The organism is Streptomyces sp. BK022 (assembly GCF_004217355.1).
GTDB lineage: Bacteria > Actinomycetota > Actinomycetes > Streptomycetales > Streptomycetaceae > Streptomyces > Streptomyces griseoluteus.
On sequence record NZ_SHKU01000005.1, the window covers coordinates 342,394 to 353,871 of the forward strand.

The following is an 11,478-nucleotide window of genomic DNA, read 5'->3' on the forward strand; positions in this document are numbered from 1 at the left end:
ACCGATATAGCCCCCTGAATGCCGCAGGCAACACCCTTGACATCACCGGCCACTTGACCACCTACTGGTTCCTGCGCAGCAAGCTGACAACGTTGTCCGAAGTAAGCGCGGGAGGGGAATCCGTAGATGCAGCGGAGATCTCGGCACAGATGGACTCCGGCGGTCGTCCTCACGACCGCCTTTGTCATGGGCGTCGGCGCGCAGGGGGCGGCGGTCGCCGTGCCGGCCAGGGCCCCCGCCGCCACCACGGAGTTCGCGTCCTCGTTCGAGTCCGGGGACCCGGCACCGGACTGGCTCAACACCGTCGAGACCGGACCGGGCGGCGCCAAGCGCTCCTCGGGCGTGGACGGCGGTTACACCACCGGCATTCCGGGCAATGTCACCGACCACGTCACCGATCTGCGGGCGAGCGGGGAGAACACCGGCGCGGGCGAGGTGAAGGAGAACCTCACCGATGTCGATCCCGGTAGCAAATGGCTGACGTTCGCACCCACCGGCTGGGTGGAGTTCGACCTGGACCAGCCGGTCGAGCTCGCCGCCTACGCGCTCACCTCGGCCAACGACCACGACGAGCGGGACCCGAAGGACTGGCGGCTGGAGGGCTCGGCGGACGGCAAGGACTGGAAGACCCTCGACACCCGGACCGGCGAGACCTTCCCGGACCGGTTCGGGACCAAGTCGTACCAGCTCACCCAGCCGGCCGAGTACCAGCACTTCCGGCTGGAGGTGACGAAGAACAACGGCGCCTCGGACGCACTCCAGTTGGCCGACGTGCAGTTCTCCACCGGCGGCGGTGACGGTCCCGCGCCGCAGGACATGCTGAGCCTGGTGGACAAGGGCCCGAGCGGCTCCCCCACCGCCAAGGCCCGGGCGGGCTTCACCGGCACCCACGCCCTGCGCTACGCCGGACGGCACACCGCCGACGGCCGGGGCTACTCGTACAACAAGGTCTTCGACGTCGACGTGAAGGTGGCCCGCGACACCCGGCTGTCGTACCGCCTCTTCCCGTCGATGGCGGACGGCGACCGGGACTACGACGCGACCAACGTCAGCGTGGACCTGGCCTTCACCGACGGCACCTACCTCAGCCAGCTCGGCGCGAGGGACCAGCACGGGTTCCCGCTGACCCCGCGCGGCCAGGGCGACGCCAAGGTGCTGTACGTCAACCAGTGGAACGACGTGGCGTCCCGGATCGGTTCGGTGGCGGCCGGCAAGACCGTCGACCGGATTCTCGTCGCGTACGACTCCCCCAAGGGCCCGGCGAAGTTCCGGGGCTGGGTGGACGACGTGGCGCTGCGGCGGGTGGCCCCCGAGCGGCCCAAGGCGCATCTGTCGGACTACGCGCTGACCACGCGCGGCACCAACTCAAGCGGCAGCTTCTCGCGGGGCAACAACTTCCCGGCCGCCGCGATGCCGCACGGGTTCAACTTCTGGACCCCGGTGACCAACGCGTCCTCGCTGAGCTGGCTGTACGAGTACGCGCGGGCCAACAACGAGGACAACCTGCCGACCGTCCAGGCGTTCAGCGCGAGCCATGAGCCGAGTCCGTGGATGGGCGACCGGCAGACCTTCCAGTTGATGCCGTCGGCCGCCAAGGGCACCCCGGACACCGGCCGCGAGGCCCGTGAGCTGGCCTTCCGGCACGAGAACGAGACGGCCCGGCCGTACTACTACGGGGTCAGGTTCGAGAACGGCCTCAAGGCCGAGATGACCCCGACCGACCACGCGGCCGTGCTGCGCTTCAGCTACCCCGGTGACGACGCGAGCGTGCTGTTCGACAACGTCACCGAGCAGGCGGGGCTGACGCTGGACAAGGAGCACGGGATCGTCACCGGCTACTCCGACGTGAAGTCGGGGCTGTCCACCGGCGCGACCCGGCTGTTCGTCTACGGCACCTTCGACAAGCCGGTCACCGAGGGCTCCTCCAGCGGGGTCAAGGGCTATCTGCGGTTCGCCGCGGGCGCCGACCGTACGGTGACCCTCCGCCTGGCGACCTCGCTGATCAGCCTGGACCAGGCGAAGGACAACCTGCGCCAGGAGATCCCGGACGGCACCTCCTTCGACACCGTCAAGGCGCGCGCCCAGCGGGCCTGGGACAAGATCCTCGGCAGGGTCGAGGTGGAGGGCGCCACCCCGGAGCAGCTCACCACGCTGTACTCCAGCATGTACCGGCTGTACCTCTACCCGAACTCGGGCTTCGAGAAGGTGGGGGAGAAGGACCAGTACGCCTCGCCGTTCTCCCCGATGCCGGGCCCGGACACCCCGACGCACACCGGCGCCAAGATCGTCGACGGCAAGGTCTACGTCAACAACGGCTTCTGGGACACGTACCGCACCACCTGGCCCGCCTACTCGTTCCTGACGCCCTCCCAGGCGGGCGAGATGGTCGACGGGTTCGTGCAGCAGTACAAGGACGGCGGCTGGACCTCCCGCTGGTCCTCCCCGGGCTACGCCGACCTGATGACCGGCACCTCCTCGGACGTCGCGTTCGCGGACGCCTACGTCAAGGGCGTGAAGTTCGACGCGAAGGCGGCGTACGACGCGGCGGTGAAGAACGCGACCGTGGTGCCGCCGAGTTCGGGCGTCGGCCGGAAGGGCATGGCCACCTCGCCCTTCCTCGGGTACACCAGCACCGACACGGGCGAGGGCTTCTCCTGGGCCATGGAGGGCTACGTCAACGACTACGGCATCGCCAAGATGGGCGAGGCCCTGTACAAGAAGACCGGCGAGAAGCGGTACAAGGAGGAGTCGGCGTACTTCCTCAACCGGGCCCGCGACTACGTGAACCTCTTCGACGCGAAGGCGGGCTTCTTCCAGGGCCGGACGGCCAAGGGCGACTGGCGCCTGGACTCCGCCAAGTACGACCCGCGCGTGTGGGGTTACGACTACACGGAGACCGACGGCTGGGGCTACGCCTTCACCGCCCCGCAGGACAGCCGGGGCCTGGCGAACCTGTACGGCGGCCGCAAGGCCCTCGGCGACAAGCTGGACGAGTACTTCGCCACCCCGGAGACCGCCTCCCCGGAGTTCACCGGCTCCTACGGCGGTGTCATCCATGAGATGACCGAGGCGCGGGACGTCCGGATGGGCCAGTACGGCCACTCCAACCAGGTCGCCCACCACGTCAACTACATGTACGACGCGGCCGGCGAGCCCTGGAAGGCGCAGAAGAACGTGCGCGAGGTGCTGTCCCGCCTGTACACGGGCAGCGAGATCGGGCAGGGCTACCACGGCGACGAGGACAACGGCGAGCAGTCGGCCTGGTACCTCTTCTCCTCGCTCGGCTTCTACCCGCTGGTCATGGGCAGCGGGGAGTACGCCATCGGCTCGCCGCAGTTCAAGAAGGCCACCGTCCACCTGGAGAACGGGCGGGATCTGGTGATCAAGGCGCCCGACAACAGCGACCGCAATGTGTACATCCAGGGTGTCCGCTTCAACGGCCGCTCCTGGAACTCCACTTCGCTCCCCCACTCGCTGCTGTCCAAGGGCGGGGTGCTGGACTTCTCGATGGGGCCGCGGCCCTCGTCGTGGGGTTCGGGCAAGGACGCCGCCCCGGTGTCGGTCACCGAGGACGACAAGGTGCCGACCCCGCGCGCGGACGTGCTGAAGGGCGACGGCGCGCTGTTCGACAACACCTCGGCGACGAGCGCGGCGGTCACCTCGGTGGACCTGCCGACGGGTGACGCGACCAAGGCGGTCCAGTACACGCTGACCTCGTCGGCGGACCGTACGAAGGCGCCCACCGGCTGGACCCTCCAGGGCTCCACCGACGGGACGACCTGGCGGACGCTGGACAAGCGCTCGGGTGAGTCCTTCGCCTGGGACCGGCAGACACGGGCGTTCAGCGTGAGCGCGCCGGGCTCGTACGCCAAGTACCGGCTGGTGCTGGACGGGGAGTCGACGCTGGCGGAGGTCGAACTGCTGGCCTGACGGCTCCGAATCGAGGGGTGGAGGGGCGGTCCCCGTGCGGGGGCCGCCCCTTCCTCGTGACTCGTGCCGTCTGCTCGGCCGTTGAGGGGGCATTAGCCCGTTGGTCGGGCCCGCGCGGTCCGGCCCGACCAGCCGACCGAGCCGAGGAGTTGTACCGATGCCGACCGCCGTACCGGAGAGATCAGCGGGTCTGCCCGAGGACGGGACCCGCCCCGTCAGGGCGACGTCCACCGGGCGCCCTCGCGAGCTGCCGCGCGGTATGGCGCGGGCCGCGGCCTCCATCGGGGCGCTGGCCGTGTGCCAGGCCGTCCTGATGATCGGCATCGGCTTCCTGATCACCGGTCCCGCCCGGCACGTGTGGCCGATGACGGCCGAGGACGGCGTCAACCGGGGCCTGGAGCGACTGCGGACCTCCACCCTGACCACGCTGTCCTCGATCGGGTCCGAGCTGGGCAACACGGGCACCGTGATCGGGGTGACGCTGGCGGCCTGCCTGGCGATGATCTTCATACCCAGGCTGCCGATGTGGCGTCAGGTGTCGTTCCTGGCGCTCGGGGTCGCGCTCCAGTCGCTGGTGTTCCTGGTCATCACCATCGCGGTGGACCGCCAGCGCCCCCATGTGCACCGGCTCGACGGCTCCCTGCCGACCTCCAGCTACACCTCCGGCCACACCGGTGCGGCCACCGCGATCTACGGCGGTCTCGCGGTCCTCGTACTGTCCCGCGTGAAGAGCCCCTGGCGCCGCCTGCTGGCCGCGCTGCTGCTCCTGCTGCCGGTCGTCGTGGGCCTCTCCCGGCTGTACCGGGGCATGCACCACCCGACCGACGTGGCGGGCGGCATGATCAACGGCGCGCTGGCCCTGCTGATCGTCGGGCACGCCCTGCTCCGTGACGGCCGCGTGTCGGCGCCCGCCGCCCTGCCCGAGCTCCCGGAGGCCGCCCGCGCCGAGCGGCAGCCGGGCCGGGTCGCGGTGGTCGTCAACCCCACCACGGTCGACGAGAGCGCGCGTGACGAGCTGCGCCGGGTCCTCGCCCAGCACGGCCACCGGGAACCGGTCTTCATCGAGACGACGGCCGCCGACCCCGGCGGCGGCCAGGCCGCCCGGGCGCTCGACGAGGGTGCCGCGCTGGTCGTGGTCTGCGGCGGTGACGGCACCGTCCGCGCGGCCGCCGACCGGCTGGCCGGCAGCGGGGTCCCGCTCGCCGTCGTGCCCTTCGGCACCGGCAACCTCCTCGCCCGCAACCTCGGCCTCCCGCTCACCCCGGCCGAGGCGCTGGACGCGGCCCTCGGCGGCGCGCCCCGCGTCATCGACCTCGCCCGCGTCGAGGGCGACGGCCTCCCGGCCACCCACTTCGCGGTGATGTCCGGCGTCGGCCTGGACGCCGCGATGATGAAGTACGCGGAGGAGCACGACCGGGCCAAGGCCGTGCTGGGCTGGCCCGCCTACGTCCTGGCCGCCCCGAAGGCGATGCGCGGCCCCCGGATGAGCCTGAGCGTCCGCCTGGACGGCGGCCAGCCACTGCGCCGTACCGCCCGCATGGTGCTCGTCGGCAACACCGGTGAACTCCAGGGCGGTCTGCGCCTGATCCCGGACGCCCGTCCCGACGACGGGCGGCTGGACCTGCTGATCCTCGACCCCTCGGGCCCCGCCGGCTGGCTGCGTACGGTGAACGCGCTGCTGCTGCACCGGAAGCGGGACGGCGAGGAGGGCGAGGGGCGGCCGGAGTTCCGTACCTTCCGGCGGGCCGAGTTCACCTTCGACGCCCCGGAGCCCCGCGAGATCGACGGCGACCCGGTCGGCACCGGGCTCCGGCTCACCGTGGAGGTCGTGCCGGGCGCGCTGACCGTGCTGGTGCCGAACCGGGAGGGCTGACATGGGCAGCGCCACCAAGGTCCCGGAGACACGGGACATGAGCGGGGACGAACTCTCCGCCGACGAGGCGTGGGTGACCCTGCGCCGCTACGGCGGCTGGTCCCTGCTGCGCGACGCGTTCCTCCGCTTCCGGTACGCCGACGGCTTCAGCCACTCCCGCGCGCTCGCCCTGCAGACCGTGCTCTCGGTGATCCCGCTGGCCCTGGCCTTCGTCGGCCTCTCCACCAGCCTGCACACCGAGGACATCGGGCGGATGGCCGAGCTGACCATCCACCGCATCGCCGAGGGACCCAGCGCGGAGGTGGTCGACGACGCGCTCGACCGCAGCCGCCGCAAGGCGGGCGACGGAGCCGAGGTCGCCCTCTGGTTCGGCGCGGTCTTCTCGATCGTGAACGTCACCACGGCGATGTGCCAGATAGAACGCGGCGCCAACCGCATCTACGGCAACGAACGCGACCGGCCCTTCCACCTCAAGTACTCGCGCGGGCTGGTGATGGCGCTGTGCGCCGGGTTCCCGCTCGGCCTGGGCTTCGTCGTGATGGTCGCCGGCGACGACCTGGCCTCCGCCGCGGGGTCGGTCTACGGGCTGGGCTCGAACGCGCAGATGGTGTGGAACATCGTGCGCTGGCCCTTCGGGCTGCTGCTCGCGCTGATCTCCGCCAGCGCGATCTTCCGGCGCTCACCGCGCCGCAAACAGCCGGGCTACACCTGGCTCGCCTTCGGCGCGGCCGTGTACCTGGTGCTGTGGATGACGCTGACCTGGGTACTCACCCTGTACCTGGACCTGAGCGGTTCCTTCGACACCGTCTACGGTCCGCTGAGCGCCTTCATGTCCCTGCTGCTGTGGGCCTACCTGACCTCGCTCGCCCTGTTCCTCGGGCTGTCCTTCGCGGCCCAGCTGGAGGCGGCGCGCGGACGGCGGCCCGAACCGATCCAACCCGATCCGGGGGTCTGATGCCGACGAAAACCACGACCCTGCGGGCCACCGACCGGCGGTTCGGCCTCCGGCTGCTGGCGGCGGCCGGGGGCGCCGCGGCGGCCGCCGTGCCGTTCGCCCTGCTGCTGGTCCTGGTGGAGGGCCGCTGGCGGCCGCTGCGCGAACTCGACCGCGACACCGCGAACGGTCTGCACGAGGTCGCCGTGGGCCATCCGGCGTGGACGAGCACCCTGCGCGTGCTGTCCAACTACGTCTGGGACCCGCTCACCCTGCGGGTGGGCGTGGCGCTGCTGACCGGCTGGCTGCTGTGGCGCGGTGCCCGGCGGCTGGCCGCGTGGGCCGCGGTGACGGCGGTGGTGGGGGGCCTGCTCGGGCTCGGCGTGAAGACGCTGGTCGAACGGGCCCGACCGGTCCTGGTGGACCCGGTGGCGCACGCTCCGGGCTACTCGTTCCCGTCCGGGCACGCGATGACGGCCACGACCTCGTTCGCGGTGTTCCTGCTGGTCCTGCTCCCCATGGTGCCGCGCCGGGCCCGGATCGCGTGCTGGGTGGTCGCGGTGGTGTCCGTGGTGGGGGTCGGCTTCACCCGCGTCGCGCTCGGCGTGCACTGGTTCAGCGACGTGCTGGGCGGGTGGCTGCTCGGGCTGGCCGTCGTCGTCCTGACCAGCCGGGCCTTCGAGGCGTGGCGGTCGGACACCGGCCAACGGCCCACGCACGTCGCCGAGGGGCTGGAGCCCGAGCTGTCCGGCCCGCGTCCCGAGCCGGACAGCACTCCCCGCTGAGCCGCGTCACACGCCGGTCAGCCGGCCGATCTCGTGCGGGTCGAGCCCGGTCAGCCGGGCGATGCGCGGGGCCGGGACCCCGGCGGTCAGCGCCCGGTGCACCAGGGTCTCCCAGCCCTGGGTGGTGTCCCGGAAGTCCAGCAGCTCCCGCTCCATGTCGGTCACCGACTGGGGCGCGCACTCCTGCTGGACCCGGACCTCCTCCTCCGCGGTCAGCGGGATCGGCAGCCGCTCGGCCTCCTCGGGGATGAGGATCTCCGAGGAGGCGGGCAGAATCCTCAACTGCTCGGAGGACGGGGCGACATCGTGGGCGGAGATCCAGCCCCGCACGGCCGGGGTCTGGTCGCATTCCAGCGGCGCGACGGCGGCCATGGCCGCGCCGAGGCTCGGGTGACGGTCGGGGAGCAGGAAGAGGTAAGCCTCGTCGGCCATCGGGCGGTTCCGCCTTGTCGGTGTGGATTTGGGTGGGGAGACTGATGCTACTGCCGCCGCACCCCGCCGAGGAGACGGAACCGCCCCGGTTCACCTGCCGGCGAGCGCGAAGACGTGCAGGTCGCCGTCGTCCGGCAGCTTCACGCTCCTGATCTCCTTCCCGTCCGGCGCGGCGAACGGCTTGGTGGCGAACACATAGGTGGCCACCGGGTCCTTGTCGGCGCCCGCGACGTTGCGGTACGCGGCCTTGGCGACGACCTCGTTGCCGTACTGCACGGTGCCGCCCCCGCCGCCGACGGTCCAGTCGGTGAAGGAGAGATCGGCGGTTGCGGTGCTGCCGTCGGTGTAGGTGACGGTCGCCTTGGCGGTCTGGTTGCCGTTGACGGCGCTGCCGACGAAGGCCAACGCGGGCGTCGGGTCCTTCAGTTCGACGGTCTGGCCGTGGGCGGAGGCGTTGTCCGGGCGGCCGGCGGGCGAGTCGGGCCAGGTGAAGGCGAGGTCGCCGGTGGTGACCCGCTTGCCCGGGGTGAGGCCGGCCGCGGCGAGGGCCTGCTGTGAGTAGCTCCAGCCGCCGCCGTCGTAGTCCGCCTCGTCGTGGTCGCCGGTGTCGTCGGAGACGCCGGTGTTGTCGTAGGCGGCCAGCAGGGTGCCGGGGGCGGCGACGGTCAGGGCGACGGGCTGCTCGTAGGAGGTGTCGCCGGAGGTCACCGTGACCTTGGCGGTGTAGAAGCCCTGGGTGGCGTCGTCGGCCGCGGTCAGGGTGATCCGCCGCGCGCCGCCGGTGACCGTGCCCTCGGCGGGGGTGGCCGTGACTCCGGCGGGTGTCTCGGCCTTGAAGCGGACCTCGGGCCCGGTGCCGCCGTTCAGGGAGCGGGCCCGTACGTCGATCGCGGTGCTGTCACCGGGGGCGAGGGTAGCAGTGGTGGGGCCGACGCCGATCTGGTACGGCTGCTCGCCCTGCCGGAAGGAGGGCGGCGGGGTCTTGGCGCCCCAGGCGCGGTTCGGGGTGGTGCCCAGCCGGTAGTCGAGCCGGCCGCCGTCCCGCACGAAGGACGCGGGCAGCCAGGCGCGGTCGCTGGGACGGCCGTCTACCTTCAGCGACTGCACGTACGGCGCGTCGGCGGCGGCGCCCTCGGCCCGGACGGAGATGTCGTTCCCCTGCGGCCGGTCGATCTCCACCCGCTCGAACAGCGGTGAGGCAAGGACGAGTTCGGACCGTGAGGGCACCTGCGGGTACATGCCCATGGCGGAGAAGACGTACCAGGCCGACATCGCGCCCAGGTCGTCGTTGCCGGGGATGCCGCCCGGCCCGGTGGACCAGAGCTGCCCCATCGCCGCGCGCACCGTCTCCTGCGTCTTGTAGGGGGCGCCCGCGTAGGCGTACAGGTACGGCACGTTGATCGAGGGCTCGTTGTCCATCTCGGACTTGGCGCCGCCCTGGCCGGTGAAGGCCCACTTGCCGTCGGCGGTGTGGAAGAAGGAGTCCAGCCGGGCCAGTGCCTGGTCGGTGCCGCCCAGCGCGGCGAACAGCCCGGCCGGGTTGTGCTGGACCATCCAGGTGTACTGGGCGGCGCTGCCCTCCACGAACCCGTTGCCGGTGTCCGGGGTGAATCCGGTGACCCAGCTGCCGTCCGCCTTGCGGTTGGCGATGTAGCCGCCGGTCGCGTCGGCCGCGATGTTGAAGTTGTTCTGCCACCACTGGGCGCGTTCGGCGAACCGCTTCTCGGTCCGCTTCTCCCCTGCCGCCGCCGCGAGCTGGGACAGGGAGAAGTCGGCGGTGGACATCTCCAGGGTCTCGGCGGCGCCGCCCCAGGCGTTGGAGACGCTGGGCATGTAGTGCAGCTTCAGGTACTTGTCGAGCGAAGGGCGCTGGCCGACGGAGAGCACTGGTTTCCCGGCCGCGGAGAGATCCTGCTCCGTGGGTACGGTGGCCGCCTCGACCAGGGACTTCAGGGCGCCCTTGAGGTCGAAGCCGGTGCCGCCGAAGGCGTGGATCCCGGCGAGCGCGCTGGGCGAGGGGTCGCCGTTCATGACGTGGGTGCCGCCCGCGTTGTGCAGCCAGCGGTCCCAGGTCCCGCCGTTCTGGCCGGCCAGCTCGTAGAGCGACTGGGCGATGTCCGAGCCGGTGCGCGGGTCGAGCAGGGTGAGCAGCTGGACCTGGTCGCGGTAGACGTCCCAGCCGGAGAAGGTGCCGTACTGGGCGCGGTGGCCGCGGCCCACCCGGTGCACCTTGCCGTCGCTGCCCCGGTAGCGGCCGTCGGCGTCGCTGATCACGTTGGGGTGGAACAGGGCGTGGTAGAGCGCGGTGTAGAAGGTGGTGCGCTCGGCTTCGGTGCCCCCGCCGACCCGGACGGCGCCGAGACGCTCCCGCCAGGCGGCGCGGGCCGCGTCCCGTACCGCCTCGAAGGAGCGGTGGGGGCGGTTCTCCGCGCGGAGGTTGGCCTCGGCGGCGTCCTGACTGACGTAGGAGATGCCGACCTTGACGTTCACCGGGCCCTCGCCGGGCGCGAACTCGACGTAACCGCCGGCGCCCTTGCCCGCGACGGGCCGGCCGCCGTGGGAGAAGCCGCCGGTGCCGCCGGAGGCGCTGGTGGAGCCGGGGTTCAGCTTGTCGTCCTGCCAGGTGCCGGTGGTCTTGAAGGCACGGTCGAAGTGGGCCGTGAAGTACAGGGTGTAGTAGGAGCGCTGTCCCTCGGGGTCGAGGTACCCGCAGAAGTTGCCGGAGGTGACGGACCCCGAGACGGTGCGGCTCGCGGGGTCGATGCTGACCGTCGAGTCCTCCGACCCCACCTCGGAGTTGGCGGTGCGCACCAGCAGCGAGGCGGGCTTGCCGGCCGGGTACGTGAAGCGGCCCGAGCCGGTGCGGGCGGTCGCGGTCAGGTCGGCGGTGACGCCGGAGGCGAGGCCCACCCGGTAGTGGCCGGGCTCAGCGGTCTCGTCGGTGTGACGGAAGTCGGAGGCGTAGACGGCGTCCTTGGTGTCGCTCGCCGGGGACGAGGTGACGTCACCGGCGTACGGGAAGAAGGGGATGTCCCCGCTGCCGCCCGCGCAGCCGGTGCCGGACATGTGGGTCAGGCTGAAGCCCCGCACGCGGGTGGCGTCGTAGTGGTAGCCGCCGGGGGCGGTGGTGCGGGTGGCGTCGCCTCTGGTGGTCTCCGGGCTCCAGGAGAGCATGCCGAAGGGCACCACGGCGCCGGGGTAGGTGTCGCCGCCGTTGCTGCTGCCGATCAGCGGATCGACGTACGGCGTCGGGTCGTCGACCAGGCCGGGTGGTGCGGTGCCCGCCGCGAGGGCGGGGGTGGCGCCGCCCACCGCGAGCGCGGCGGCCAGCAGCAGGGACATGGGACGGAAACGCATCACGCGGCCCTTCCTCCTTGCGGACGGGTCGCGCACCACGGGTCGCACAAGCCGCAGGGACAGTAACGCGTGCCCACGGCCCACGGAAGAGGGTCACCGTGTTGCCCCAAGTACCTTGACATCGTTGTCCGTTGGACCGGTAGAGTCAGGAGCGGACCCACTAGACA

6 protein-coding genes are annotated in these 11,478 nt (G+C 71.7%); 4 read left to right on the forward strand and 2 right to left on the reverse strand.

Annotated features, from left to right (window positions below; all coding sequences use genetic code 11):
- Positions 1–126 precede the first annotated feature (126 nt).
- From EV284_RS22595 to EV284_RS22610, 4 genes are all read left to right on the forward strand, one after another.
- Entirely contained in the window at positions 127–3,930 is a 3,804-nt protein-coding gene (locus tag EV284_RS22595) for a GH92 family glycosyl hydrolase (protein ID WP_207229108.1), read from the forward strand.
- A 259-nt stretch (positions 3,931–4,189) separates the two neighbouring features.
- Positions 4,190–5,803 (forward strand): diacylglycerol kinase family protein, encoded by a 1,614-nt coding sequence (locus EV284_RS22600; protein WP_242625801.1) that lies wholly within the window; start codon positions 4,190–4,192, stop codon positions 5,801–5,803.
- Between the two features lies 1 nt (position 5,804).
- Entirely contained in the window at positions 5,805–6,758 is a 954-nt protein-coding gene (locus EV284_RS22605) for a YihY/virulence factor BrkB family protein (protein ID WP_130337077.1), read from the forward strand.
- Positions 6,758–7,522: a phosphatase PAP2 family protein gene (locus EV284_RS22610; RefSeq protein ID WP_130337079.1), complete on the forward strand. Its 765-nt coding sequence runs from the start codon at positions 6,758–6,760 to the stop codon at positions 7,520–7,522. The genes EV284_RS22605 and EV284_RS22610 overlap by 1 nt, the downstream gene beginning before the upstream one ends.
- A 6-nt stretch (positions 7,523–7,528) precedes the next feature.
- On the opposite strand, the gene EV284_RS22615 is transcribed toward EV284_RS22610, so the two are convergent.
- Together EV284_RS22615 and EV284_RS22620 are read right to left on the reverse strand one after the other, a co-directional pair.
- A complete protein-coding gene (locus EV284_RS22615) occupies positions 7,529–7,954 on the reverse strand; it encodes a DUF6003 family protein (protein WP_130337081.1) in 426 nt (141 codons plus the stop codon).
- A gap of 90 nt (positions 7,955–8,044) precedes the next feature.
- Positions 8,045–11,311, reverse strand: coding sequence for a GH92 family glycosyl hydrolase (locus tag EV284_RS22620; protein WP_130337083.1), 3,267 nt, complete (start codon positions 11,309–11,311; stop codon positions 8,045–8,047).
- Between the last annotated feature and the right edge of the window lie 167 nt (positions 11,312–11,478).

Coding starts and splice junctions, on each gene's coding strand:
- EV284_RS22600 (WP_242625801.1), top strand. CDS start 4,190: ATGGCGCGGGCCGCGGCCTCCATCGGGGCGCTGGCCGTGTGCCAGGCC.
- EV284_RS22620 (WP_130337083.1), bottom strand. CDS start 11,311: ATGCGTTTCCGTCCCATGTCCCTGCTGCTGGCCGCCGCGCTCGCGGTG.
- EV284_RS22595 (WP_207229108.1), top strand. CDS start 127: ATGCAGCGGAGATCTCGGCACAGATGGACTCCGGCGGTCGTCCTCACG.
- EV284_RS22605 (WP_130337077.1), top strand. CDS start 5,805: ATGGGCAGCGCCACCAAGGTCCCGGAGACACGGGACATGAGCGGGGAC.
- EV284_RS22610 (WP_130337079.1), top strand. CDS start 6,758: ATGCCGACGAAAACCACGACCCTGCGGGCCACCGACCGGCGGTTCGGC.
- EV284_RS22615 (WP_130337081.1), bottom strand. CDS start 7,954: ATGGCCGACGAGGCTTACCTCTTCCTGCTCCCCGACCGTCACCCGAGC.